The organism is Streptomyces sp. NPDC002867 (genome assembly GCF_053591895.1).
The window spans coordinates 115,249-140,560 of sequence record NZ_JBSFUR010000006.1; the positions used below are offsets into that span (position 1 = coordinate 115,249).

17 protein-coding genes and 1 pseudogene are annotated in these 25,312 nt (G+C 73.6%); 2 read left to right on the top strand and 16 right to left on the bottom strand.

Annotation, left to right across the window (positions count from 1 at the left end; translation table 11 throughout):
• Positions 1-3,354 (bottom strand): annotated as a pseudogene (locus tag ACWD0A_RS08005) (FtsX-like permease family protein).
• 167 nt (positions 3,355-3,521) lie between these two features.
• Complete coding sequence (locus ACWD0A_RS08010) at positions 3,522-3,929, bottom strand: globin (protein ID WP_451295732.1); 408 nt, start codon at positions 3,927-3,929, stop codon at positions 3,522-3,524.
• A 294-nt stretch (positions 3,930-4,223) separates the two neighbouring features.
• Between ACWD0A_RS08010 and ACWD0A_RS08015 the strand changes: the two genes are divergently transcribed.
• A complete protein-coding gene (locus ACWD0A_RS08015) occupies positions 4,224-5,207 on the top strand; it encodes a methyltransferase domain-containing protein (protein ID WP_451295734.1) in 984 nt (327 codons plus the stop codon).
• Positions 5,208-5,278: 71 nt separating this feature from the next.
• Here ACWD0A_RS08015 and ACWD0A_RS08020 read toward each other — a convergent pair whose 3' ends face one another.
• The 14 genes from ACWD0A_RS08020 to ACWD0A_RS08085 all read right to left on the bottom strand — a co-directional run bounded on the left by ACWD0A_RS08020 (position 5,279) and on the right by ACWD0A_RS08085 (position 24,473).
• A complete protein-coding gene (locus ACWD0A_RS08020; protein WP_451295736.1) occupies positions 5,279-6,484 on the bottom strand; it encodes an FHA domain-containing protein in 1,206 nt (401 codons plus the stop codon).
• A 69-nt stretch (positions 6,485-6,553) separates the two neighbouring features.
• On the bottom strand, positions 6,554-7,915 hold the full coding sequence (locus tag ACWD0A_RS08025) for a vWA domain-containing protein (RefSeq protein ID WP_451295738.1): 1,362 nt from the start codon (positions 7,913-7,915) through the stop codon (positions 6,554-6,556).
• Between the two features lie 185 nt (positions 7,916-8,100).
• Positions 8,101-9,423: a PP2C family serine/threonine-protein phosphatase gene (locus ACWD0A_RS08030; protein ID WP_451295740.1), complete on the bottom strand. Its 1,323-nt coding sequence runs from the start codon at positions 9,421-9,423 to the stop codon at positions 8,101-8,103.
• A gap of 3 nt (positions 9,424-9,426) precedes the next feature.
• Positions 9,427-12,081: a tetratricopeptide repeat protein gene (locus tag ACWD0A_RS08035; protein WP_451295742.1), complete on the bottom strand. Its 2,655-nt coding sequence runs from the start codon at positions 12,079-12,081 to the stop codon at positions 9,427-9,429.
• Complete coding sequence (locus ACWD0A_RS08040) at positions 12,078-13,415, bottom strand: hypothetical protein (RefSeq protein ID WP_451295744.1); 1,338 nt, start codon at positions 13,413-13,415, stop codon at positions 12,078-12,080. The genes ACWD0A_RS08035 and ACWD0A_RS08040 overlap by 4 nt, the downstream gene beginning before the upstream one ends.
• 157 nt (positions 13,416-13,572) lie before the next feature.
• Positions 13,573-14,691 (bottom strand): glutamate ABC transporter substrate-binding protein, encoded by a 1,119-nt coding sequence (locus tag ACWD0A_RS08045; RefSeq protein WP_451295746.1) that lies wholly within the window; start codon positions 14,689-14,691, stop codon positions 13,573-13,575.
• Positions 14,692-14,702: 11 nt separating this feature from the next.
• The gene (locus ACWD0A_RS08050; RefSeq protein ID WP_451295748.1) at positions 14,703-16,091 is read right to left on the bottom strand and encodes a hypothetical protein; all 1,389 of its coding nucleotides are present in this window, start codon (positions 16,089-16,091) and stop codon (positions 14,703-14,705) included.
• 320 nt (positions 16,092-16,411) lie between these two features.
• Entirely contained in the window at positions 16,412-17,383 is a 972-nt protein-coding gene (locus ACWD0A_RS08055) for an N-acetylglucosamine kinase (RefSeq protein ID WP_451295750.1), read from the bottom strand.
• Positions 17,384-17,475: 92 nt separating this feature from the next.
• Positions 17,476-18,741, bottom strand: a complete 1,266-nt coding sequence (locus ACWD0A_RS08060; protein WP_451295752.1) for a 6-phospho-beta-glucosidase — start codon at positions 18,739-18,741, stop codon at positions 17,476-17,478.
• 3 nt (positions 18,742-18,744) lie between these two features.
• Entirely contained in the window at positions 18,745-19,656 is a 912-nt protein-coding gene (locus ACWD0A_RS08065) for a carbohydrate ABC transporter permease (RefSeq protein ID WP_451295754.1), read from the bottom strand.
• A 3-nt stretch (positions 19,657-19,659) separates the two neighbouring features.
• Positions 19,660-20,613: a carbohydrate ABC transporter permease gene (locus ACWD0A_RS08070; protein ID WP_451295756.1), complete on the bottom strand. Its 954-nt coding sequence runs from the start codon at positions 20,611-20,613 to the stop codon at positions 19,660-19,662.
• Positions 20,613-21,950 (bottom strand): ABC transporter substrate-binding protein, encoded by a 1,338-nt coding sequence (locus tag ACWD0A_RS08075; protein ID WP_451295758.1) that lies wholly within the window; start codon positions 21,948-21,950, stop codon positions 20,613-20,615. Before ACWD0A_RS08075 ends, ACWD0A_RS08070 begins: the two co-directional genes overlap by 1 nt.
• Before the next feature lie 76 nt (positions 21,951-22,026).
• Positions 22,027-23,187 carry an ROK family transcriptional regulator gene (locus ACWD0A_RS08080; protein ID WP_451295760.1) on the bottom strand — a complete coding sequence of 387 codons (1,161 nt, stop codon included), beginning with the start codon at positions 23,185-23,187 and terminating at the stop codon, positions 22,027-22,029.
• Positions 23,188-23,402: 215 nt separating this feature from the next.
• The gene (locus tag ACWD0A_RS08085; protein WP_451295762.1) at positions 23,403-24,473 is read right to left on the bottom strand and encodes a mechanosensitive ion channel family protein; all 1,071 of its coding nucleotides are present in this window, start codon (positions 24,471-24,473) and stop codon (positions 23,403-23,405) included.
• A 258-nt stretch (positions 24,474-24,731) separates the two neighbouring features.
• Between ACWD0A_RS08085 and ACWD0A_RS08090 the strand changes: the two genes are divergently transcribed.
• Entirely contained in the window at positions 24,732-25,268 is a 537-nt protein-coding gene (locus tag ACWD0A_RS08090; protein ID WP_177150873.1) for an HNH endonuclease, read from the top strand.
• Positions 25,269-25,312 lie beyond the last annotated feature (44 nt).

Here is a 25,312-nt window from a genome sequence, read left to right on the forward strand (position 1 = left end):
TCAGTTGTCCCCCTGGTGGCGCAGCGACACCGCGGGATCGGCGCGGCGCAGGGCGATGAGGGCGACCGTCACCAGCGGCAGCGCGGCGACGGCGGCGAGCAGCAGACCCACCCGGTCCGCCGGCAACTCCACCAGGACCCGCGGAACGGGCTGCGTGGCCTGCGCGGTCAGGACCAGAAGGGGCACCACCGCCCGGGTCAGCACCGTGCCGAGGGCCAGGCCCACCAGCAGCGCGATGCCGATCAGCACGCTCTGCTCGGCGGCCACCAGCCGGGCCAGCCGGCGCCGCGGCGTGCCGAGTGCGCGGAGCACGGCGAACTCCGCCGCCCGCTCGCGCAGCGACCCCGCCGCGCTCACCGCGAAACCGACCGCGGCCAGCGCCACCGCCCCCACGGCGACCGCGAGCAGCGCCGAGCGCGGCCCGGCCCCGAGCGGGTCGCCCAGCAGTTCACCGGCCGTGTCGTCGCGTTCCAGCACCCGGCCCGGCTCCGCGTCGGGGCGGGCCCGCAGCTCCGCGGCCGCCGGGGCTGCCTTGCCCGCGGCGGTGCTCAGCCACCACTCGGTGGGCCGCAGCGACGTGCCCGAGAGCCGGGCGAGCGCCTCGTTGACCGTACGGAGGTCGAGCAGCAGCCCGCCGCCGTCCGCGGCCCGGTCACCGTCCTGCCCGGACGGGACCCGGCCGCCGGCCGTCACGGCCGCGGGTCCGGTCGTCGGCAGCTGCCGCACGGCCCGGACGATCGTCACGCGGACTTCCTCACCGCCCAGGGTGACGTCGACGCTGTCGCCGCGTTTCGCACCCGACGCGTCGAGGAAGGCGTCCGTTGCCACCGCCGGGATCCGCTGCGGCGCCGCCGGGCGCACCGCGCCGACCTGGACGGCGAATGCGGCCACGGGACTCCACGGGGCGTCGTTCACCGGTTCCGGGCCGGCCCCGTACACCACGCTCAGTGGCGTCGCCCCCGGCTCCTCGGCGCGCACCGGAACCGGCTTCTGCGCCTCGCCGCCCCATGTCTCGGTGTACGTGCCCGCCCAGCGCAGCCCCGAGGGGACCTCGACGGGGCGGAAGCCCCCTTCCGGGCCCGCCGCCAGGACCCGTTCGACGCTCAGGCGGTGCCGCTCGGCCTGTGTCGGGACCGGGGCGTCGAGCAGCCGCAGGCCGGTCAGCGCGAGCGGCCCGGCGGGAGCGGCCCGCCCGCCGGAGGCTGTCGCGTCCAGGTCCAGGGTCACCGGATGGACGCGGCCGTCGACGGGCAGTTCGCCGGCGGACGTCCGGTAGGCCGTCCCGTGACGGTCCTCGAAGACCGCGACGGCCCTGAGCGAGAGACCGCCGGGCGACGTCCCGGACGGCGTGTCCTCGTTCGTGAGACGCAGGTCCAGCGTGACGCGGCGGGTGTCGTCCGGCAGGAGCAGGCCCGCCCTGGCGCTCTTCGCCGGGGCGAGGGCGGCCAGCAGCGCGGCCGGTTCCTCCTCCGCCAGGTCGCCGCGCATCAACAGCCCCTCGTCCGCGCCGGCCGTGTCCAGCGCGAGCACGGTGGCCGTGCGGTCGCCGGACAGCGGGAGCGCCGCGCGGTGCGCCGGAGCGGCCGTACGCACACCGGCCAGGGATACGTACCGGCCGGCGTCCCCCGGCCCGCCCGTCCCGTCGTCCGTCACACGGACCGACGCGCCCGCCCGGAAGTCGGCCTGGTCGCGCTGCGAACGGTCCCACGACGCGCTCTGCCCGACCGCCAGCATGCCCATCGCGACCGCCAGCACCAGCAGCAGGACAGGGCCCGCGCCGCGCAGTGGCCTGCGGCTGAACTGCCAGCCCGCCAGCGCCACGGACAGACCCCGGCCGCCGGCCGCCCGGCGTTCGGCGAGCTTCGCCACGGGCGGCAGCAGACGCAGCGTCAGCACCGTGCCCGCGAGGAGCGCGAGGGCGGGCGCCGCCACCAGCAGCGGGTCGACGCCGAGGTCGCCCTCACGGTCGCCGCTGAGCGCGCCCCCGCCGGCGGCGCCGGTCCGGCGGTCGAGCTGCCAGTACGCCACCACCGCGACGGCCAGCAGCGCCACATCGGCTCCGGCCCTGACCGGCGCCGGCAGGGCGCGGCCGCGCCCGCGCCGCGGCCCGTCACCCGTCGCGGCCAGAGCGGGGGCGACCACCGCCGCGGCACAGCACACCGCGACCGCACCGGCCACCAGCCAGACCTGCGCGGTCGGCGCCTCGCCGAGGCGCAGTCCGGCACGCGTCAGCGCCGAGTGCTCGGCCAGCAGCCGCGTCAAGGGGCCCGCCAGCAGCGGCGCAGATTGCGGCGGGCAGCGCCAGCAGCGCCGCCTCGATCGCGGCGAGCGCCGTGATCCGGCCCCGGGACGCGCCCCGGGCGCGCAACAGGCCCGTCTCGCCCGCGCGTTCGCTGCTCAGCATCCGGGCCACCAGCAGCAGGGTGTACGCGGCGAGCACCACCAGCTGCACGGCGACGATCAGCAGGGTGGAACGCGCCACCAGCAGTGCGCGCTCGCTCTGTGCCAGGACGGTCGGCAGCTCCGTCCGCACGGTCGGCGCGCCCCCGAACGCCGGGTCGTGGGCGAGCCGTTCGGGTCCGCGCTCGGCCGCCGAGCGCAGAGCGCGGATCCGGTCGGTGCCGACCGTGCGGAAGTCCGCGGTGGCCAGCCACGCCGTCTCCCCGGCAGTGGCGCGGCCGGAGCGAGCACCGACGGATCGGCGAGCAGAGGCCCGTAGGTCGTGAAGACGACGGTGCGCACGCCGCGCCCGCCGAGCGAGTCGAGCTGCCAGTACGGATCGGCCGGGTCCGTTGCCCGGTACACGCCGGTGACCCCGACCTTCAGCGGCTTCTCCGTGAGCCGGTCGGTGAGGGTGAGCAGCGCCCCCGGCCGCACATCCAGCAGCTCGGCGGCCGTCTCGGGCAGCGCCACCGGGACGGAGCCGTCGCCGGCGGGGCCGGGCAGCGCACCGGCCACCGCCCTGACGCGGGTCGCGTCGAGGGTGGCGAAGTGCGTCAGGTCCGGTTCGCCCTTGCGGGCCTCGGGCGCCTGGAGCGAGCGCGGCAGCGCGTACGGCCCCGAACGCTCCAGCTTCCGTACGGTCACCGGCAGCCCGCCGAACGACGTCCGCGCGCCGCGGACGACGGCCTCGTGGGCGGACGCGCGCCGTTCGCCGGGGACCTGGGCGGTGACGACGAGCGAGGCGTTCGCCGCTTGCCGGCCGCCGAGCGTGTGGCGCAGCGCGGCGTCGCCGACCGAGCCGGAGAACGCGGTGAGCGCGGCGAGGACGCAGGTCGTCAGGACGACCGCGAGCAGGGCCGCGGCGAGAAGCAGGCGGTGTGCTCCGACGCGCAGTAGTACGAACCCCGTCACACGTCCCCCACCCAGCCGGATTCCCCCGAAGCCACCCTTGGCGAAATGCTTTCAGAGGACACCGGCCCGTGGAAACCGCTTGCAGCCCGACCTTGATCTGATCGTGACCGTTATCCGGCGACGGACGATCGGATTCCGCGCGGATGGGACCCCGGTGGCTCGGTGGGTTACTGGTCCGGCGTGTTGACCATGGAGGCCGCGGCGTAGGCGAGGTAGCCCCAGAGCTGCTGCTCGTGCTCCTCGGACAGGCCGAGCTCGTCGACCGCCACCCGCATGTGCCGCAGCCACGCGTCGTGCGCCGCCCGGTCGACGGTGAACGGGGCGTGCCGCATCCGCAGCCGGGGATGGCCGCGGTTGTCGCTGTAGGTGCGCGGTCCGCCCCAGTACTGGATCAGGAAGAGCGCGAGCCGTTCCTCGGCGGGACCGAGGTCCTCCTCCGGGTACATCGGACGCAGCAGCGGGTCCTCGGCGACGCCCTGGTAGAACCGGTGGACGAGGCGCCGGAAGGTCTCCTCGCCGCCGACCTGCTCGTAGAAGGTCTGCTCCTGAAGCGTCCCGCGCGGAATCTCGTTCACCTGGATGAGCCTCGCAATGTGTCTCTGGCACGCCCCGAGTGGTGTCGGCCGGGGGCCGGGGGGCCGTCCCCCGGAGAATGCGGCACCGTCCATGCTCTCAGACGCACCGGCCGAGGACGGAGGCCCTAGGTCCGCCCCTTCCGGCCCGCTCGCCCGTGCCGGACCCGCCGCGGCCCGCCCGTGCCGGGTCCGGTCCGGTCCGGTCCTTCCGGGCAGCGCGAACGCGCCGGGGCCGCGACGCCGCGCCCGGCCGGGACGCTCGCCTCGCCGCCACGGGCGCAGGAGAGTGGAGGCATGGCTGCACACGCGGACCGATTCGCCGAGCCGGGCGCCGAGGCGCGCTCCGCTCTCGTGCGCCGCATCGTGGCCGCCGGCGAGCTGACCGATCCCGCCTGGCGGACCGCGTTCGAGGAGGTGCCGAGGCATCTGTTCGTGCCGTACTACTTCATCGGCCGGACCGGCACGTACGAACGCCTGTGGTGCGAGGACCCCGACCCCGAGCAGCAGGCCCGCTGGCTCCGCGGGGCCTACGCGGACCAGCCGCTCGCCACCCGGGTCCGGGACGGCGAACTGGTCTCCTCCTCCAGCCAGCCCTCGCTGATGGCCGAGATGCTCCAGGCCCTCGGCGTACGCGACGGGGACAGGGCCCTGGAGATCGGCGCGGGCACCGGCTACAACGCGGCCCTGCTCGCGCACCGCCTCGGCGACGAGGCGGTCACCACCGTCGACCTGGACCCCGAGATCACCGAGGCCGCCCGCACGCATCTCGCCGCGGCCGGCTACCGGCCCACCGTGGTCACCGGCGACGGAGCGAGGGGGTGCCCGGAGCGCGCGCCCTTCGACTGCGTCATCGCGACCTGCACGCTGCCGTCGGTGCCGCGCGAGTGGCTGCCGCAGTGCAACCCCGGCGCCCGGATCGTCGCTCCGCTGTCGACCGGGGTCATCAGGCTGCGAGTGCGCGAAGGTCCGGAGGGGCGCAGCGCCGAGGGGCGCTTCCTGCGGACGTCGGCCTTCTTCGTACCGCTGCGCGGCGGGGCGGCGCCGCCGGAGACGCGAGCGGGCGGACTGCCCCGGCGCGCGATCGAGAACGACCTGTTCCGCTTCCTGCTCAGTCTGACCGCGAACAGCCTGGACCCCCGCGAGGCCATGTCGCTGTGGGAGCGTGAACGCCGCCCCGAGCGCAACCGCTTCGGGATCACCGTCACCGCCGACCACCAGTGGGCCTGGCTGGACGACCCCGAGGGCCCGTACGTCTGGCCGCTCGGCCCGTCCGCCTGACGACAGGGGGGCGGGGACCGGCAGCACGTGGCCGCCCCCGGACCGGTGGCCCGGTCGGGGGCGGGGGGACTTCAGCCGCGGTGGACCGTGATCGTCGTCCAGGCGCCGACGTGGACCCGGTCACCGTCGTTCAGCGGGACCGGGACATAGGGCTGGATCGGGTCCTCGGCGCCGTTGAGCGTCGTGCCGTTCGTCGAGTTCTGGTCGACGACGGCCCAGGAGCCGTCCGGCTGCTGGACCAGCACCGCGTGCTGGTGCGAGACGCCCGGGTCCTCCGGCGGCACGGACAGGTCGATGTCCGGGGACTCGCCCGTCGAGTGCCTGCGGCGGCCGATGGTGACCTGCGTGCCGCTGAGCGGCAGGCGCTGCTCGGGGGAGTACGCGGGCAGGTTGAGCCCCGTGGCCTCCGGGCCGCTGCGCTGCATCATCGCCATGAAGTACTCGCGGTCGGGCCCGATCACGGCCGTCCAGCCCATCGGGGCCGGCCCGCCCGGGAACTGCGGAGAGGACCCGCCCTGCTGCTGGAACGGCGCCGGCCCCGGTGACCCCTGGGGTGGCTGTGGGCTCGGGGGCGCCGGCGGCGGGGGCGACTGCGTGCGCGACGGCGGCGGCAGCATCCAGTCGTCGCCCCCGCCCGTGTGCTGAGGCTGCGGCGGCGCGGGCGGAGCGGGGGGACCGGACTGCTGGAACGCGGGCGGAGCGGGGGGACCGGACTGCTGGAACGCGGGCGGCGGGGGCGGACCGCCCTGCTGGAACGCCTGCGGAGGCTGCTGCGGCCCGGACGGCTCCTGGCCCAGCGGCTCGGCGGGCCGGTTCATCTGCGACGGCCGCGAGCCCTGGTACTCGAACGGGTCACGCTGCTGCGGCGGAGGAGGCGGCCCCTGGTGCGGCGGCGGACCTTGATGCGGCGGCGGCCCCTGGTGCGGCGGCGGCGCGGGCGGCCCGGGCTGCGACTGGAAGCCGGGCGGGAGGTTCAGTCCGGGCTGCTGAGGCGGCGACAGCGGCGTGTACGACGTGGCCGTGTTCGTGAGGAAGTTGTACCGGCACTCCTCGCAGAACGGGGCCATGGCCTCACGGGGCGTACGGCACTGCGGGCAGAGCTCGGCCTGGGCCGTGGCGTTCGGATCGCCGCCCGGGCCCGGGTAGCCGTAGGACGGCGGTGGCGTAGGCGGTGGCGGAACGGCTCCCGGGGGAGCGCCAGGACCGGCCATGCGGTGGCCACAGACCTCGCACCAGTCGTCGGAACCCGACTGGTGTCCGTTCGGGCAGGTCGGCATGTCGGCGCGTCCCCCTCTCCCTCTCCGGCCCCAGGGCCGATCACGTCTGCTCGTGCGTGCTGTTCGTGTCTACTTCTTCACGCGAACCGTCTTGGTGGAGCGCGTCTCGAGAGTCATCTCGTCCGCCTCCGCGACCTTCGCCTTCAGTCGCACAGTACCCGTCGCCGCGTCGACGACGTCCACCACCTTCGAAAGCAGTTTCGCAGTGTCCTCGTTTCCCGAATGCGCCGCGAGCTGCACGGCACGCCCCAGTTTCGCCGTCGCGCCGTCGACGTCGCCCGCCTTGCGGGCGTCCAGACCCTGCTGGATGACCTGGGCCAGTTCCGCCTGGCCGGTGTAGTGCGCGACCTGCGGGTTGATCGAGGTCGACGCCGCCATGTCGTCCGTCCAGACCGCCCGTACGAGCCCCTGGGACAGGACCTCGGGAGCGCCGCCGTCCGCCGCCGGGACGATCAGCGAGACGCGGGCCGCCAGCATCTCCTGGCCGATTCCCGCCTCCGGGACTCTCACGCACACGTGGTAGTCGCGCGACTCGTCGCCCCAGGAACCGGTCGGATAGTCGCCGGCCCGGGGCCCGGCCTCGGTACGCCGCCCGGTGAGGTCCTCGACCGTCGGCGCGACCTGCTTGACGAAAGCGATCTCCACACCGACGGGCGTCCACAGCCGCAGCGCCACGTCCGCGACCCCCTTGCCCATCGCGTTCTCCATCATCCGCGTGAAGTCGGCGGTCAGGCCGCTGGGATCGGCGACGATGTCGGCCGTGCCGAGCAGCGCGGAGGCGATGCCGGTGACCTCCTTGACCTCCCAGTCGGTGCCGACGCCGCGGGCGTCGCAGGTGAACCGTCCCGCGCACGCCTCCAGCGCGGCCCGCAGGTCCTGGGGCGACTCGTGCTCGTTGCGGCCGTCGGTGAGCAGGATGCCGTGGCGGATGGCCAGGTCCGCGGAGGAGAGCAGCCGGTCGGTCAGCCGCAGCCAGGTGCCGATCGCGGTGCCGCCGCCCGCGCTCAGCCGGCGCAGCGCCTCCTTGGCCTGGGCCCGGGTGGCCGGATCGGCGACGGCGAGCCGCCCGCCGCCCGGGTAGACATCGACGGCCTTGTGGGTGCCCGCGACCACGGCGAACGCGACGCCGTCGCGCAGCGTGTCGACGGCGGCGGCCGTGGCGTCGCGGGCGTTGCGCATCTTCGTCGGCGGGTAGTCCATGGAGCCGGAGCAGTCGACCATGATCACGACCCCGGCGGCCGGCGCCGCCCGGTCCGGCACGGACGAGGGCGTCGGCGTCGCCCGGGGCAGCGGCACGCCGCCGGTGGTGCCGCCACCGGTCGCGGTCACGGTGACGATCGCGTTGACCTCGCGGCCGCCCTCCGGAAGGTATTCGTTCTGGTAGACGTCGACCGAGAACTGCGGCACCTGGGACTTGGAGAAAACGGCCATCTGTATCGGCTCCTCGGGGCTCCACCTGGGCAGAGAGTCGGGACAGGTCAGGACGGTCGGGACAGGTCGGGCCGGGGCGCGAGGCGCGGCCCGGTGGACCGTTGCGGCCTGGTCGTGAGGACGGGAGGGCGGAGCGGTCAGGGCGTGGTCGACGGGGGAGCGGGCAGGGCCCGGGCGGCCACCGCTCAGGCCGGTGCCGCCCCTTCGGCCGGGACCGCGAACGGCAGCACCGCCACGGTGACGTTGTCGTGGCCGCCGCCGTCGAGGGCGTGGCCGACCAGCACCTGGGCGCTGCGCAACGGCCGTTCGGCCGCGTCGGCGGGGACGGCCCGGGCCATCTCGTCCGCGCCCTCCGCGTAGTTCCACAGGCCGTCCGTGCAGACCACGACCACGCCGGAGCGGTCCGGCTTGAACGACGCGGTGTGCGGCTCCAGTTCGTACGCGTCGGCGCCCAGCCAGCCCGTGATCGCGTGCGCGCGCTCGTCCGCGTACGCCTCGGCCTCGTTCATCAGGCCGGCGGCGACCATCTGCGCCGCCCACGAGTCGTCCTCGGTGAGCCGCGCGGGCGGGCCGCTGCGGTCGTCGGGCACCCAGTAGGCGCGGCTGTCGCCGACCCAGCCGACGACCAGCAGTTCGCCGGCCGCGACGGCGCTGACGATCGTGCACGCCGGCGCGTTCTGCCGGCTGCCCTGGTCGGGCTCCTCGCTTCCGGCGTCCGCGGCAAGGGAGTTGACCGCCGTGGCGGCGGCGACGATCGCCTCGTGCATGGCCTGCTGCGGATGGGTGCCGCGCGGCAGCGAGTCGAGCAGCTGCTCGCTTGCCGTGCGGGCGGCCGCCGCCGACGCCTCGTCCGGGCGGGTCGCCGACGAGACGCCGTCGCAGACGACCGCGACGACGGCGGGCGAACCGTCCGGCAGGGAGGTGGCGGCGACCGCGAACGCGTCCTCGTTGCGGTGGTGGCGCAGACCGCGGTCGCTGACGGCGGCGACCGACTCGAGCTCCTGCTCCATGTGGTCGCGTTCCCGCGGCTGGGCGTGGCCGCAGTGCTCGCAGTAGCCGTCGGGATCGACGTGGCCCGACCGGCAGGCCACGCACAGCTTGCCGCCCGACGCCCCCGACGCCCCAGGGGTCCCCGAGGCCGGCGGGAGCTCGGCGGCGCGCGGGTCGGCCGGCGCGGCCCTGGCAGGGTCCGGGGCCGCCAGCTCGAAGTCGCCCGAGGGCGGGGTGTCGTAGCGGACGCCGGGGCCCGACAGCTCACCGCCGTCGGAGTCGGTGCCGGGCAGGTCCCCGGGCTGCTGTGTGCGCGGTGACAGGCCCGACGTGTCGGCGCCGGTGGCGGCCGGCCACTCCACCGGTGTCCCGATGGCCAGGGTGGGGCGGTCCGGCGACGGTACGGGAACGGCCGACAGGTCGTACCCGCAGGCTCCGCAGAACCGGTCGCCGGGCTCCACCGGCTCCTCGCAGCTGGGGCAGGCCGTGGCGTCGGCCGGCTGGTGCATCTGCGCCATCAATCACACCCACGTCCGGGGGCGGTAGCGGTTGGCCCGCTCCACCAGCTCTATCCGCTCCTCACCGCGCTGGGCGAGCCGGGCCAGGACCCGGTAGGAGCGCTCCAGGCCGAAGCGCAGGCCGCGCTCGTCCAGTTCGCTGCCGAGCAGCACGGTCGGCGTGCTCGCGCTCGGCGCGGGGGGTGCGGTCGGAACGGACGGCAGGGCTCCGGGACTTCCGGAGAGTACCCAGTCGAGCGCCGTCCCGAGCACCTCGGTGGCCAGTTTCTCGCGTCGCACCGGGTCGAGACCGAAGCCTCCCAGGGCCTCCACCTGCGCGGCGGCCGCCGACAGGTCACCCAGAAGCGGCTCGTGCGCGGCGCGCCGGCGCAGTCTGGCCCGCACGGCGGCCACCCGCGCCGCCGTGTAGTGGATGGACACCTCCGGCACCGACTCCAGCGTCCGTACGGCCCCGGCACGGTCGCCCGCGGCGATCTGCACACGGGCGAGCCCGAACGCGGCGCTGACGAAGCTCGGGTCGGTCGTCCACACAAGGCGGTAGTACTCCGCGGCGTTGTCGAGCTGGCCGAGCACCTCGGCGCACAGGCCGAGCGCGAGCTTGGGCGCGCTCTCGCCGGGGAACGCGTCGTAGACCGCGTCGAACGACAGCGCCGCCGCCTCGTGGTCGCCCGTCACCAGCGAGGTGACGCCCCGGTACCAGACGACGCGCCAGTCGTCCGGCCGCGCACCCTCCAGGGTGGCGAGCGTCCCGGCCGCCGACGCGACATCGCCCATCTCCAGCCGGGCGCGCAGCTCCCGCAGCAGCGTCTCCGGCGAACTCGCCGCGGCCGCGTGCAGCGCGGCGATCAGCTCGGCGGGGGCCGAGGCCATCAGACCGGCGAGGAAGCCCGCGTTCGGGTCGTGGGGGTCGACCCGCGGGACCGGCAGTGCGAGGGCCGCCCCGCGCGTGTCGAGCACGGCGAGGTGCGGGGCGAGCGCCGGAAGCGCGGTCGCGCCGTCCGGTGTGCGCGGGGCGGGCACCGGGGCAGGGGCCGCGGGGCCGGGGAGGCCGGCCGGAGGCGGGGGCGCGCCGGGCAGCGACGGCGTCGGTGGTGCTCCGGGCGGCACGGCTGCCGGAGAGCTCCCGTGCGCCGTGGCCTTCGGGCGGCGCACGCCCGGGGCGCGACGGGCGCCCAGCACGGAGACGTCCTCGTCGAGCTCCGCGAACAACTCGGTGTCGGTCACGCGCACTTCGGGCCCGAACAGCGTCGACAGCGCCGGGCGGGGCCGGCCCGTCTGCATCGCGACGACCTCCCGCAGCACCCCGGTCAGCTGCTCGGCCATCTCCTGGGCCGAGGCGAACCGGCGCCCCGGATCCGGGTCGGTGGCGCGCACCAGCAGCCGGTAGAACGACTCGTAGGTGCGGAAGACCTGAATGTGCTCCGGGTCGGGCAGGGAGTCCACGAACACGTTCGTGTAGCCCTGGAAGTCGAAGGTCAGCACCGCGAGCGTGCGCGCGACCGTGTACAGGTCCGAGGCCACCGACGGGCCGACCTCGGCGACCTCGGGGGCCTGGTAGCCGACGGTCCCGTAGATGGCGGACTCGTCGTCGTCCATCCTGCGGACGGCGCCCATGTCGATCAGCTTCAGCTGGTCCTGCTGCTGGATGGCGTTGTCGACCTTGAAGTCGCAGTAGAGCAGGTTCCTGCTGTGCAGGTGGCCGAGCGCCTCCAGCGCCTCGATGCCGTATGCGCACGCCTGCTCGACGGGCAGCGGGTCGCGCCGGCCGTCCGGGCCGCGGCGCTCGTTGGCGATCTCCTTCAGCGACTTGCCGCCCACGTACTCCATGACGATGTAGCCGTCCAGGGAGCCGGTGCGCTGGTCGAGGTGCTCGACGAAGTTGTAGATGCGGACGATGTTGGAGTGCTCGATCTCGGCGAGGAAGCGGCGCTCCGAGATCGCCGCGGCCATCGCGTCCTGGTCGCCTGTGTCCAGCAGGCCCTTGAGGACCACCCACCGGTCGGACACCGCGCGGTCCACCGCCAGGTACACCCAGCCGAGACCGCCGTGCGCCAGGCAGCCCACGACCTCGTACTGGCCGTGCACGATGTCGCCGCCCTTGAGCTTGGGCACGAAGGAGTACGGGTGGCCGCACTTGGTGCAGAAGCCCTCCGTGCGCCCGGGGCGGTCACCGCGCGCGCGGCCCACCGGCGCCCCGCAGTCCGAGCGCGAGCAGAACCGCTTCCGCTCCGGCACCTCGGGGTCGGCCATCACCGCCGTACGCGGATCAGGCCGCGGCACCTCCGGCACGGCGACCAGGCCGGCGCCCAGCCTGCCGCGTCCCGAGGAGGCGGTGGACGAACCCGAGCTGCGCACCGAGACGGAGCGCGACGACGTGCTGCTGCCGCTCAGCGACCGCGACAGCCTGCCCGACACCGAACGGCGCGAGGACGACGACCGCGACGACGACCGCGACGACGCCCGTGAGGAACGTGAACCGCCGCGCGCCGACGAGGAGTTCCGGCCGCCGCCGGCGATGCCGGTGGGCTGCGAGCCGACCATGCCGGTGGGGGACACGACGGGCGCGAGACCGCACGTGTCGCAGTACATCTCACCGCCGCCCATGTCCTCGTACGAGCCCTCGCAGCCGGGCCGCTGGCAGTTCGTCGTCCCGTTCATGAATCCCCCCTGCGGTCCTCGGGCTCCGCTCCGCCCTGTCTCGGCACCAGCACCTCGGCGGCGGCCTGCTGGTAGCGCAGCACCGCCTGCTCGGCGGCCCGCAGATCGCACGGCGCACTCCACAGCATCCGCCGGGCCGCGTCGTACCGCTCGATCAGCAGCAGGTCCTCCGCCATGCCGTGCCGGGCGACCTTGGCCTTGTAGGCGTCGAGCCGGCCACGCAGCTCGGCGCGCACGGCCAGCGGCGCGGTGACGGCCGTCAACGACTCCCTGGCCCGGTGCAGTTCGTCCTCGGCCTCGCGCTCCAGCGACTCCAGCAGCGGCGACAGCCGGTGCCACTGGGAGTGCCGCCGGTACTCGGCGGCCGTGGCCAGCCTCTCCTGGAGCGCCGTGGGCGGCCCGCTGACCGCGGGCACCTCGGACGCGGCGATCTTCGCCAGCACCTCGCCGCGCGCCGAGCGGGCCTCGGTCAGCGTCCGGTCGGCGCGCGAGAGCACGTCGCGCAGCCTCATCAGCCGCTCCTCCGAGTCCTGCCGGACCTGGAGGACGGCCTCGATCTCCCGGCGCACGTCCTCCAGGGCGCGCGCCGCACGGTCGTAGCGGTCGGTGTCCGGGCGGCCGCCGCCCGGCGCCGAACTGCCGGGTGCGGGCCGCCAGAAGGCGAGCGGGTCGGACACCACCTGGGCACGCAGCGCGGACAGCTCGTGGGTGATGTCCTCCAGGTCGTCCCCGGAGGGGTGCTCCCCGGGCCGTACGCCCACGGAACGGGCGAGCGAACGGGTGCGCTGCAGCTCGGCGGAGAGCAGGTCGATCCGGGCGGGCAGCGCCGACCACACCGCGTCCGCGGCGACGACCATGTCGAGCGCGGCCGCGTACAGCTCGTTCATCCGGGCGACCAGCTCCTCGAGCGTGAACTGCTCGGAGAGCCTGGCGGGTCCGGTGAGCGACGGAGCCGGCGCCGCGGCCTGGCCGGCCACCGTCACGCTGCGGCCGCGCAGCCGCTCGGTGAGCTCGGCCAGGTCCTCGCGACTGGACCAGCGGCGGCGTGCGCGCAGTTCACGGATGTCCGTCAGCGCGTCGGTGTACGCGTCGAAGTAGTTCCACAGCAGCGTGATCGACTGCTCGGCGGCCGCCCAGCGCTCCTTGGTGACGCCGGTCAGCTCGGCCCCTTCGAGGAGCCGTCGCCCGGCGTGGTCCTGGAGGGCGAGGAGCGAGGTCTCGACCGCCTCGTGCTCCGCGCCGAGCCGCGCCAGCGCACGGTCCACCTCGTCCCGGTCCATCACCGGCCCGTGCGGCGTCCCCGCCGAGCCGGGGAAGGGTCCCGCGACGCCCATCGATCACCTCTCCGTTCGTCTCCGAACTTTTCCGAACTGTCCGAACTGTTGCGAACCGCTCCGGGACGCGTCCCGGACCGTGCCCGTCCTGCTGCTCGTGCCGTCGTGCCCGGCTCGCCCCCGGGGCCGCCGCCCGGCGCTCCTCACCGGCGCCGGCCTACTCCGCCCGGTACTTCGGCTCCGGCGGCGCCGTTATGCCGGGCAGATCGGCGGCCAGCCACTTGTTGTACGACTGCATCCAGGGTCCTCTGCGGTAGTCGACGAGCACCTGGTTGACCCGGCGCACCAGGTCGTCCTTGCCCAGCTTGGTGGCCACGCCGTAGTACTCGGTGGTGAACGGCTTGCCGCCCTTGAGCTCGACCGCCGGGTCCTGGGCGGCCTGACCCGCCGCCAGGGCGTTGTCCGTGACGATCGCGTCGACCAGGCCCTGCTGGAGCCTGACGAGGCAGTCCAGCTGGTTCGGCACGGTGTACAGGTCCTCGTCGGACGGCTGCCCGTCGTGCTCGTCCTGGAACGTGGCGCCGAAGCTGTTCTTCTCCAGCGCCTCGTACGCCGTCGAGCCCTCGGCCGAGCAAACCCGCTTGCCCGCCAGGGACGTGTCGTACCCGGTGATCGGCGAGCTCTTCGGCGCGAGGACCTGCTGTCCCGCCTGGAAGTACGCCGTGGAGAACGCGACCTGTTCGATCCGGGCGCAGTTGATCGTCATGGTGCGCACGACGATGTCCACCGCGCCGCTGTCGAGCGCGGCGATGCGCTGGTTGGTCGGGATCGCCCGGAAGATGACGGCGTCCTTGCTGCCGAGGATGTTCTCGGCGATGGCGCGGGCGAGGTCGATGTCGAAGCCCTCCAGGACGCCGCCGGTCCGATTGCCGGAGCCCTCGGAGCCCTCGGAGCCCTCGGAGCCGTCGCCCGCCGGACCGTCCGCGCCCTCCTGGTCGCCGCCCGGGTTGCGGTAGCCCCAGCGGTAGCTGTTCTGGTCGACGCCGACGATCAGCTTGCCCCGCTCCTTGATCGCGTCGATGTTCGGTCCGCCGGCCGTGGACGGGCGCAGCGACGCCTCCGGGTCCTTGCAGTCGTCCGTCTTACCGGAGACCGCCATGCCCTGACCGGCGGGGTGCGGGCTGAGGGCGTCCGCGCCGCCATGGGCCAGCGGCAGCAGTGTGACGGCCGCGGTCAGCGCGCACGCGGCGGCCATGCCCGCGACACCGCCCCAGCCCCGCAGGCTGCTCGGGCGCCGTGTGCGCCTCGGACGCGAGCCCGGCCTGGTGTCCGTCATCTCTCCCCCTCTCACCGGTACTCCGAAAGCCTGCGGTTGATACCCAGGATCGCGGCCACGGCCCCGAGCAGGGCCAGCAGCGCCGCTCCGGCCGGCAGCCCGCCGAGCGCCCCGCGCCCGTCCTCCGCGGCCTCGGTGAACTCCCGCTGCTCGTGCGCCAGCGCCTTGTCCAGCGCCTTGTCCACCTGGTCGAACGACTCGTCCGTGGAGCCCTTGCCGCCGATGACCTTGTGCACCGCGCCGTCGTAGTCGCCCGCCCTGTCGGTGGCGGTCACGTCCTTGTGGCGGGTCTGCCACTGCGACACGCTCCGCACGGCGTCCTCGACCGGACCGCGCCCCTCGCCGTCGTCGGCCAGCCGCTGCGCACGGCCCAGTTGCTCGCCGAGCCGTGCCATGCCGCCGGCGTACTCCGTCTCGTACTTGTCGCTCTTGCCGTCGTCGGTCAGCACCGCGCCCCGGGCGACCAGCGTCAGGTTCTCGTTGGCCCGGGCCTTCAGGGAGTTGATGCGGGCGTCGTTGAGGACCTTGAGGGACTGCTGGCCGTGCGCCTTGGCGTCGTTCAGCTGGGCGCGGGCCACCGTGTGCCCGACCGCCAGCCACAGCAGCAGCACGGTGGACGCGGCGGTGGCGGCGAGGAGTCCGTGGTTGAAGACCCGGTTCGTGCGGCGGTAGTTGCGCCGCTGGGCCCACACCAGCACGGCCAGGGCGGCCGCACCGGCCGCGAGCGAGAGCACCGGCCAGAAGCGCGCGTCCTCGTCGTCCTGCTCCAGCCGCGCCGTCTCCGCGTCGTACAGCCGCTGGGCTGCGGGCAGGAGCTGCTTGGTCATCAGCTCGTTGGCGAAGCGCAGATACGCGCCGCCGAGCGGCCTGCCGAGCCTGTTGTTCGCGCGGGCGGTCTCTATCAGTCCCGTGTACCGCGGGAGCTGCTCGTTCAGCTCGGCGATCTGACGGCCCGACTCGCTCGAACTGTCGGTGTTCGTCGCGGCCTTGACCAGCAGCCGTGACGCGAGCGCGATGTCCTTCTCGTACCTCTGGTGGACGTCGCGGGGCTCCTCGGCGCCTGCCAGGAAGCCGCTGGACGCCGCCGTGTCCGCGTCCGCCAGCGAGCGGTAGATGGAGGCGGCGTCCGCGCTGAGCGGCTGGCTCCGGCTCACCACGTCGTCGGCGGAGGCGGCCCGGTCGGAGACCTCCAGCGCCGTCACCGCGCCGAACAGCACCACCAGGCCCGCGAGCACGGCCCCGATGATCTGCAGCCGCCCCGGCTCGGTCGTCGCCGCCGCCCGCAGCCGTCGCTTTCCCTCGGCCCAGGCGCCGCCGTGCGCCGGTCCTGCCGGAGGCCGTGCGGGCACGGGCGCCGCGGCCGGCCGGGGCGCGGTGCGCACATTCGGCGGGTGTGTCACGTGACCTCCCCCTCGGTCGCCGACGGCCCGCCCCCCGGCGGGTCCTGGGACAACTCCCGGCCAGCAGTATGGCCGCAGGGGACTGCTTCACACCACAATTGACTGGATCTTGTTCGACTCTTCGCGTCCCGGGCCCTCCGTCGGCGTCGTGCCAGGCCCGTCCCCCACCCTTGTCCCCTCAGTGAATACGCTTCCCGGCCCGGCCCGGTTCCCACCGAACGGGTGAACGTGCGGCCACCGGGCCGGGCCCACGGCCGAAAATGTGTACGCCGCCCGTCCGGGCCAGGGGAGCGGACGGCGGTACATGCCCGCCGAGTGTCTCAACCCCCGTACCGGGCCCGCAGCGTGCGATGCGCCTCGGGCGGTGCGGCGACGTGGTCGAGTCCGAGCAGCGCCGCGCCCAGCACCGGCGCCGCCGTCACCACGCGCACCACTGCCTTGGGGGCCTTGACGGCCAGCAGTTCGGCGAGGTCCGCGTCCAGTTGGGGGTGCCTGGCCGCGAGCACGCTGCCGCCCAGCACCAGCGGCGCCTCCTCGTCCAGAAGGTCCAGCCGTCCCAGCGCCACCGCGGCCATGGCGACCACCTCCTCCGCGAGCCGGCGCACCAGACCGCGCGCCACCGGGTCGCCGTCCGCGCCGGCGGCGAACAGCAGCGGAGTCAGCTCGTGTTTGCGCACGGTGGCGACGCGGCCCAGGTGCAGCGCCTCGATCAGCGCGTACATGGAGTCGAGACCGAAGTGCGCGGGAAGCGTGCGCGCCAGTGCCGTCGGCTCGCCCCGCCCGTCCTCGGCGCGCGCCGCGAACCACAGTGCCTCGTCGGCGAGTCCCGCCCCGCCTCCCCAGTCACCCGAGAGCTTCCCGATGGCCGGGAAGCGTGCGGTGCGGCCGTCCGGCAGCATCCCCACGCAATTGATGCCCGCGCCGCACACCACGGCGACGCCCCGCGGCTCGTCGACCCCGGCGCGCAGAACGGCGAAGGTGTCGTTGAGCACCTGCGTCGTGCGCCCCCATCCGCGCTCGTGCAGGGCCGCCGTCAACTGCGCCTCCTCCACCGGCAGATCGGCGTTGGCGAGGCAGGCCGAGACGTGCTCGGCGGCGTCGATCGGCGTGCCGCGGGCCCGAGCGCTGGCGAGCGCCTCGCCGACCGTCGACGCGAGCGCGTCGACAGCCGCGGTGACGCCGACCCTCGGCGGCTGGAAGCCGGGCCCCCTGGCCGATGCCAGGACGGCCCCGTCGGTGCCGACGCAGGCGACGTCGGTCTTGCTGTTTCCCGCGTCGATGGCGAGGACCACGCCGCGGGGTCCACGGGAGCTCCCCCCGGCCGGTCCGGTGGACGGGGTCCCCGACGCGCCCGCGGGACCGGGGCGGCTTACGGGGATGCCGGTCACGCCCACGCCAGGTGCTCCCGGTTGTGCGCGATCAGCTGGTCGGTGAGCTTGTCCGCGTAGGCGTACTGGCCGATCAGCGGGTGCGCCAGCAGGGCCTTGAAGACCCGGTCGCGTCCGCCGCGCAGCGCGGCCTCCAGCGCCAGGTCCTCGTACGCCGTCACATCGGCGATCAGCCCCGCGTACAGCGGATCGAGGTCCGGCACGGCCAGCGGTGCGGCGCCGTCCGTGCCGACGCGGGCCTGCACCTCGATGACGGCGTCGTCCGGCAGGAACGGCAGCGTGCCCCTGTTCCAGGTGTTCACCACCTGCACCGGGCTGCCCGCGCCGCCCAGCAGCGACGCGGCGAGGTCGACGGCGGCCTCGGAGTAGAAGGCGCCACCGCGCTTGGCGAGCAGCTCCGGCTTCTCGTCGAGGGCCGGGTCGCCGTACATCTCCAGCAGCCGGCGCTCCATCTCCGCGACCTCCGCCGCCCGCGAGGGCTTGGTGCGCAGCTCCCGCACGACTTCGTCGTGGGCGTAGAAGTAGCGGAGGTAGTACGAGGGGACGACGCCGAGCCGGTCCAGCAGCGGGCGCGGCAGCCGCAGATCGTCGGCGATGGCGTCGCTGTGCTCGGCGAGCAGCTTGGGCAGCATGTCGGCGCCGTCGGGGCCGCCGAGGCGCACACCGGTCTCCCAGGTGAGGTGGTTGAGCCCCACGTGGTCGAGGTGGACTCCGGCCGGGTCCACGTCGAGGAGCTTCGCGAACTTGCGCTGGAGCCCGATGGCGACGTTGCACAGGCCCACGGCCCGGTGACCGGCCTGGAGCAGAGCCCGCGTCACGATGCCGACCGGATTGGTGAAGTCGACGATCCACGCGCCGGGGCTGGCGCGGCGGACGCGCTCGGCGATGTCGAGCACCACCGGAACGGTGCGCAGCGCCTTGGCGAGGCCGCCCGCGCCCGTCGTCTCCTGGCCGACGCAGCCGCACTCCAGGGGCCAGGTCTCGTCCTGTTGGCGGGCGGCCTGACCGCCGACGCGCAGCTGCAGCAGGACCGCGTCCGCGTCGGCGACGCCCGCGTCGAGGTCGGAGGTCGTGACGATGCGTCCGTCGTGGCCCTTCTTGGCGAAGATCCGCCGGGCCAGGCCGCCGACGAGTTCGAGCCGGCCGGCGGCGGGGTCGATCAGCACCAGTTCGGAGACCGGCAGCGTGTCGCGCATCCGCGCGAAGCCGTCGATCAGCTCGGGGGTGTAGGTGGAACCGCCCCCCACAACAGCGAGTTTCATGGATCAGCCCTTTACTCCGGTCAGGGTGACGCCCTCGATGAAGGCCTTTTGTGCGAAGAAGAAGACCACGATCACCGGTGCCATGATCAGCACCGTGGCCGCCATGGTGAGGTTCCAGTCGGTCTGGTGGGCGCCCTTGAAGGACTCCAGGCCGTAGCTCAGGGTCCAGGCGGCCGGGTTCTCGGAGGCGTAGATCTGCGGTCCGAAGTAGTCGTTCCAGCAGAAGAAGAAGTGGAACAGCGCGGCCGCGGCGATCGCCGGCCTGGCCATCGGCAGCACCACGCGGACCATCGCGCGGAACTCCCCGCAGCCGTCGATCCTGGCCGCCTCGGTGTACTCGCGGGGGATCGTCAGCAGGAACTGCCGCAGCAGGAAGATCGTGAACGCGTTGCCGAAGGCGAAGGGGACGATCAGCGGCCACAGCGTGCCCGCGAGATCCATCTGCTTCGCCCAGAACAGGTACATCGGCACGACGATCACCTGCGGCGGCAGCATCATCGCCGCGATCACCAGCATCATCATCACGTTGCGCCCGCGGAAGCGGAATCTGGCGAGCGCGTACGCCACCGGGAGGCTGCTGGCCACGGCGAGCACCGTGCCGAGCCCCGCGTACAGCAGTGTGTTGCGCCACCAGGTCAGGAACCCCGGGGTGTTCCACACGGTGGCGAAGTTGCCCCACTCCCATGTGCGCGGCCACAGGTCGCGGGTCAGCGCCTGGTCGTCGCTCATCACGGCGGTCAGGAACACGAAGACGAACGGGAGCACGAAGAACAGCGCGGCGGCGATGCCGAGCGCGTGGACGGCGACCCATTCCAGAGCCGCCCTGCGGCGCGCGGTGCGCCGGGCCGCGGTGCCCGTCCGGGGCACGGCCGCTGGCGGGACGGGCGGGCGCACGGTTGGTGTCGTCCGGGTCATCGCTCAGTCCTCCGGCGACATGAAGCCGCTGCGCCGGCGCATCAGGAACGCCGTGAACACCATGGCCAGGGCGAACAGCACCAGCGCGACCACGCACGCGGCTCCCGTGTCGAAGCGCTGGAAGCCCAGGTTGTAGACGACCTGCGGGACGGTGAGCGTGGACTTGTCGGGGTAGCCGGGTTCGAAGTGCTGCCCGGAGCCGCCGATCACACCGCTGGCGACCTTCGCGGCCACCAGGGGCTCGGTGTAGTACTGCATGGTCGCGATCACTCCGGTGATCACCGCGAAGAGCACGATCGGCGAGATGGTGGGCAGCGTCACGAAGCGGAAGCGCTGCCAGGCGCTCGCGCCGTCCAGCTCGGCCGCCTCGTACTGCTCCTTGGGCACGTCCAGCAGCGACGCCATGAAGAGGACCATCAGGTCGCCGATGCCCCACAGCGCGAGCAGCGTGAGCGAGGGCTTCGACCAGGCCGGGTCGGTGAACCACTCGGGCTGCCCGAGCCCGAGCGCGCCGAGGACGGTGTTGGCCGGGCCCGTGCCGGGGTTGAGCAGGAAGACGAACGACATCGTCGCCGCGACCGGCGGGGCCAGGTAGGGCAGGTAGAACAGGGTGCGGAAGACTCCCGCGCCCGTTCTGATACGGGTGACGAGCAGCCCGATGCCGAGCCCGAAGGCGACACGGAGCGTCACCATCACCAGGATGAGCCACAGGGTGTTGGCCAGGGCGGGCCACAGATGCGGGTTGTCCCGGAAGACGTACACCCAGTTCTTCAGGCCCACGAAGGCGGGCGGGGCGAACCCGTCGTACTCCATGAAGGAGAAGTAGACGGTCGCGATCAGCGGGTAGGCGAAGAAGACGCCGAACCCGACGAGCCAGGGGGACAGGAAGCCGAGGGTGCGCAGCGCGGAGCGGCGGCGCTTGGACCTCAGTCCCGGTGCGAGGGGGGCCGTGGTCATCAGCGGGCCTGCTCGTTGTCCTTGTCGACCTGGATGTCGTTCTTCTTCAGCAGGGCGTCCAGGTCCTTCTCGGTGCCCTTCTCGTACTTCTGGGCGTAGTCCTGGAGGGTGAGCAGGAAGGCGCCGCCGTTGACGGACGAGGGGGCGTGCGAGCTCTTGGGGTGCTGCGCGATGTCGACGAACGTGCGGTACAGAGGGTCGTCGCTCAGCTTCGGCGACTTCAGGGCCGCCACGGTGGAGGGCACGTTGTGGATGGCGTTGGCGAAGGAGACGACCGCGTCGGTGTCGGTGGACAGGTACTTCACGAGCTCCCACGCGGCGTCCTTGCGCGGGCTGTTGCTCGCGATGCCGAGGATTGTGCCGGAGAGGTAGCCCTTGCCGTAGTCGCCCGCCCGGTCGTCCGGGACGGGGAAGGGCGCCGCGCCGATCTCGAAGGGGAGCTTCGCGTCGGAGGCCATCTTGCCGCGCCACTCGCCGTCGAGCTGCATGGCGACCTGGCCGGTGTGGAACGGGTGCTTGGGGCCCCACTCGTCCCCGAGCGCCGTGCGGAACCGGTTGAGCTTCGCGAAGCCGCCGAGGTCGTCCACGAGCTTCTTCTGCCAGGTCAGCATCGCCTTGACGGCCGGGTCCTTCGCCGTGTTCGACCTTCCGTCCGCGTCGACGTACTGGATGCCGAACTGGCCGCCGTAGTGCTCGACCGTGGTCTCGTAGCCGAGGTACAGGGGCATGAAGCCGAGCCGTTCGAAGCCGTCGCCCTTGGGCCTCGTGAGCTTCTTGACCGCCGCGTCGAACTCGGACAGCGTCTTCGGCGGCGCCTTGATGCCGGCCTCCTCGAACGCGGTCCTGTTGTAGTAGAGGCCGTACGCGTCTCCCAGCAGCGGCACGGTGCAGCGGGTGCCGTCGTGCTCGGTGTACTCGGCCATCTGCGGCAGGAACGTCTTCCGCGGGTCGATCCCGGACTTGTCCAGGAACGGCTTCAGGTCGGTGAGCGCCTTGGAGGAGCAGAACCGGCCGACGTTGTCGGTGGTGAAGGACGAGACGACGTCCGGGGCGCTGGAACCGCCCGCGCGCAGGCCCTGGTTGAGCTTGTCGTCGGTGATGCCCTTGACGACCTCGACCGTGATTCCGGGGTGCTTGTCCTCGAAGGCCTTGATGTTGGCCTCGATCGCCGCGACCTCGCCGGGCGCGGACCAGCCGTGCCAGAAGGTCAGCGTGGTCTTCCCGTTCGGGTCGTCGGCGGCGTCGTTCCCGGCCGCGCCGGTACAGGCCGACGCGAGGAGCGATATCGCGGCCGCCGCCGCCAGCGCGGCGGCCGTGGTCCGGCGGTTTCTGGGCATGGCGGTGTCTCCCTGTGACGAGGACGGAGTCGACGAGGACGGAGTCGGGGCGGAGGGGAGAAGCGGAGACGAGGGATCAGCGGGCGGTGTCGAAGACCTCGTCGCGGGTCGTGGCCAGAGCGCTTTCCAGCGCGCCCCGCAGTACCGGGCTGCGGCGCACCGAGCCGAGCACCAGCCGGGGCCGGGAGGCCGCCAGTTCGGTGAGCTCGGCCTGGACGCGCTCGCGCAGCGGCTCCCCGCCCGCGACGATCGCCTCGCCGGACAGGACGACGAGCTCCGGGTCGAGCACGGCGACCATGGACGCGAGCCCGGTCGCGAGCCCGGTCGCGTACGCGTCGAGCAGCTGCCGGTACGGCCCCGAGTCCGCCTCGGCGGCACGGGTGACCAGCGCGGTAGCGACCTTGGTGTGCGGGCCGCTGCCGACACCCTCGATGCCGAGCTCCCGCGCGAGCCGGGGCAGCGCCTGGGCGCCGGCCAGTTCCTGGAAGCCGCCGCTGTTCGCCTTGGTCACCTGGCGGACCAGCGGGGTCCCGGGCACGGGCAGGAAGCCGACCTCGCCGGCGCCGCCCGTGAAGCCGCGGTGCAGCCGGCCGCCGATGACGACGGCGGCGCCGAGGCCCTCCTCGTTCCACAGCAGGACGAAGTCCTCGTGGCCGTGGGCGGCGCCGCCGCGCTGCTCGGCGACGGCGACGAGGTTGACGTCGTTCTCGTACTCGACGGGCATCGGCAGCGCCGCGGCGAGCTCGTCCAGCAGGGTGGGGGAGTGCCAGCCGGGCAGGTGCGAGGCGTAGCGCAGGCGGCCCGTCGAGGGGTCGAAGGCGCCGGGCGTGCCGACGACCATGCGGTGGACGTCGGCTCGGGTGACGCCGGCGGCCTTGACGGCGCCGTCGAGCGCGTCGGTGACCTGCCGCACGACGCTCTCCGCGCGCCGCCCGGGGGTGGGCAGCTCGGACTCGCCGACGGTCGCGCCGGTGATGTCGGCGACGGCGGCGCGGATGCGCTGCGGGGTGACGTCGAGCCCGGCGGCGTAGGCGGCGCGGGCGTTGACGGCGTACAGCTGGGCGCTCGGGCCCGGCCGTCCCGCGGTGGTGCCGGTCGCGACGACGAGGCCCGCCGCCTCCAGCCGGGCCAGCAGCTGGGAGGCGGTGGGCTTGGACAGTCCGGTCAGCTTGCCGATCCGGGTACGGGAGAGGGGGCCGTGCTCCAGCAGCAGATCGAGTGCGGCACGGTCGTTCATGGCGCGCAGCACACGTGGGGTTCCGGGCGTCGCTCCGGCCACGACGGTTGCACCTGCCCTTCGATCTGGACTGTTAGGAAACTTTCCTATTCTGTAGGGAAAAAATAGGCCGCCCGTCAGCGGGGCGTCAATGGCAAACGCCCCCTGGGCAACCAAAGCGTTACCGAGGGGGCGCTGCGAGCGGTGCGGCCAGGCGTCCGGGGCCCGGCGGGCGGCTACTTCGTCAGGTTGGCGGGCGGCGGGATCGGGGACGCGGCCAGCGACTGCGGCGACGTCGTCGACGCGTAGGCGGACGGCGCCGCCATGCCGGCGGCCGGGTCGGCGGCCGCCTCCGTCGCCTGCTGCGGCAGACCGCCGACGATCCGGATGCCCGCGGCGTCGAAGGCCCGCTTGATCCGCCAGCGCAGCTCGCGCTCCACGCCGAACGACTTGCCCGGCATGGTCTTCGCCGACACGCGGAAGGTCATCGACTCCAGCAGCACCTCGGTCAGGCCCAGCACCTCGACCGGGCCCCAGAGCTGCTCGTTCCACGGCTCGTCCTTGGCGAGGTCGTCCGCCACCTCCCCGATCACGGCCTTGACCTGGTCCAGGTCCTCGGACGAGCGGACGGTGACGTCGACGCCGGCGGTCGCCCAGCCCTGGCTGAGGTTGCCGATCCGCTTGATCTCGCCGTTGCGGACGTACCAGATCTCGCCGTTGTCGCCGCGCAGCTTCGTGACGCGCAGGCCGACCTCGATCACCTCGCCGGAGGCCACGCCCGCGTCGACCGAGTCCCCGACCCCGTACTGGTCCTCCATGATCATGAAGACGCCCGAGAGGAAGTCGGTGACGAGGTTGCGCGCGCCGAAACCGATCGCGACACCGGCGACACCGGCGGAGGCGAGCAGCGGCGCGAGGTCGATCTGGAACGCCCCGAGGATCATCAGGAACGCGGTGCCGAGGATGACGAACGACGCGATCGAGCGGAGCACCGAGCCGATGGCCTCCGAGCGCTGCCGGCGCCGCTCCGCGTTGACCAGCAGGCCGCCGAGCGTCGTGCCCTCCACCGCCTGCGCGGAGCGGTTCATCCGCTCGATCAGCTTGGTCAGGGCCCGGCGCACGAGCATGCGCAGGACCAGGGCCACGACGAGGATCAGCGCGATGCGCAGCCCGGTGTTCAGCCAGGTCGACCAGTTCTCCTCGACCCAGCCGGCGGCGTCGCCGGCCTGCTTGGCGGCCTCGTCGAGCGTGACGGGTGCGGGCGAGGGATCGGCGTCCGTGCGGACGGCGGACCAGAACGCGGTCACGGGGGAGAACCTCCAGGCGAGCGATGAGACCCAACCACCCTAACGGGGGACGAAGCCTGTCACCCCGTGGTCGGCCGAGGGAGAGACAAGGCTCACCCGGGGGAAGAAAAGGGGAGGAACGTCCCGAGGCCTGTGGCGGAAAACACCTCCAGCCCGTTACGCGCACGTGGTGGCGCCGGGACCGGCCATGAGGACAAACTGAAGACAGATCGTCCCGGCGCGAGCCACGCGCCGCCGGCGTACAAGGAGGCATCCACCGTGCCGCATGTCCTGGTCCTCAACGCGTCGTACGAGCCGCTTGGCGTCGTACCGCTCCGCCGCGCGCTCGTCCTCGTCCTGGAGAACAAGGCAACCTGCCTCGAGGAATCCGGCGCCTTCATGCACAGTGCGACCCGTGTCGTCGCCGCTCCCAGCGTGGTGCGGCTCAAACGGTTCGTGCGGGTCCCTTACCGGGGGCCCGTTCCTCTCACCCGCAAAGCGCTCTTCGCCCGCGACGGCGGGCGCTGTATGTACTGCGGTGGCGTCGCAACCAGCGTCGACCATGTCGTTCCGCGCAGTCGCGGGGGACAGCACGCCTGGGACAACGTGGTGGCCGCCTGCCGCCGCTGCAACCACGTCAAGGCCGACCGGCACCTGCGCGAACTGGGATGGCGCCTGCGCCACCAGCCCGCGCCGCCGAGCGGACTGGCCTGGCGCATCATCGGGACCGGACATAGGGACCCGCGCTGGCTGCCCTACCTGCAGCCGTACGGCGCGGACGACGCGATGGCCCGGATCGACGGCATTTCCGCCTGACGACCGCAGGCCATTTTTTGTGCACCTCCCCGCGCGAGCGGGGA

What these genes read in the sequence shown, in the direction of transcription:
- ACWD0A_RS08015 (WP_451295734.1), top strand. Translation starts at nt 4,224, where the DNA reads ATGGCTGCACACGCGGACCGATTCGCCGAGCCGGGCGCCGAGGCGCGC.
- ACWD0A_RS08020 (WP_451295736.1), bottom strand. Translation starts at nt 6,484, where the DNA reads ATGCCGACCTGCCCGAACGGACACCAGTCGGGTTCCGACGACTGGTGC.
- ACWD0A_RS08025 (WP_451295738.1), bottom strand. Translation starts at nt 7,915, where the DNA reads ATGGCCGTTTTCTCCAAGTCCCAGGTGCCGCAGTTCTCGGTCGACGTC.
- ACWD0A_RS08030 (WP_451295740.1), bottom strand. Translation starts at nt 9,423, where the DNA reads ATGGCGCAGATGCACCAGCCGGCCGACGCCACGGCCTGCCCCAGCTGC.
- ACWD0A_RS08035 (WP_451295742.1), bottom strand. Translation starts at nt 12,081, where the DNA reads ATGAACGGGACGACGAACTGCCAGCGGCCCGGCTGCGAGGGCTCGTAC.
- ACWD0A_RS08040 (WP_451295744.1), bottom strand. Translation starts at nt 13,415, where the DNA reads ATGGGCGTCGCGGGACCCTTCCCCGGCTCGGCGGGGACGCCGCACGGG.
- ACWD0A_RS08045 (WP_451295746.1), bottom strand. Translation starts at nt 14,691, where the DNA reads ATGACGGACACCAGGCCGGGCTCGCGTCCGAGGCGCACACGGCGCCCG.
- ACWD0A_RS08060 (WP_451295752.1), bottom strand. Translation starts at nt 18,741, where the DNA reads ATGAAACTCGCTGTTGTGGGGGGCGGTTCCACCTACACCCCCGAGCTG.
- ACWD0A_RS08065 (WP_451295754.1), bottom strand. Translation starts at nt 19,656, where the DNA reads ATGACCCGGACGACACCAACCGTGCGCCCGCCCGTCCCGCCAGCGGCC.
- ACWD0A_RS08070 (WP_451295756.1), bottom strand. Translation starts at nt 20,613, where the DNA reads ATGACCACGGCCCCCCTCGCACCGGGACTGAGGTCCAAGCGCCGCCGC.
- ACWD0A_RS08075 (WP_451295758.1), bottom strand. Translation starts at nt 21,950, where the DNA reads ATGCCCAGAAACCGCCGGACCACGGCCGCCGCGCTGGCGGCGGCGGCC.
- ACWD0A_RS08080 (WP_451295760.1), bottom strand. Translation starts at nt 23,187, where the DNA reads ATGAACGACCGTGCCGCACTCGATCTGCTGCTGGAGCACGGCCCCCTC.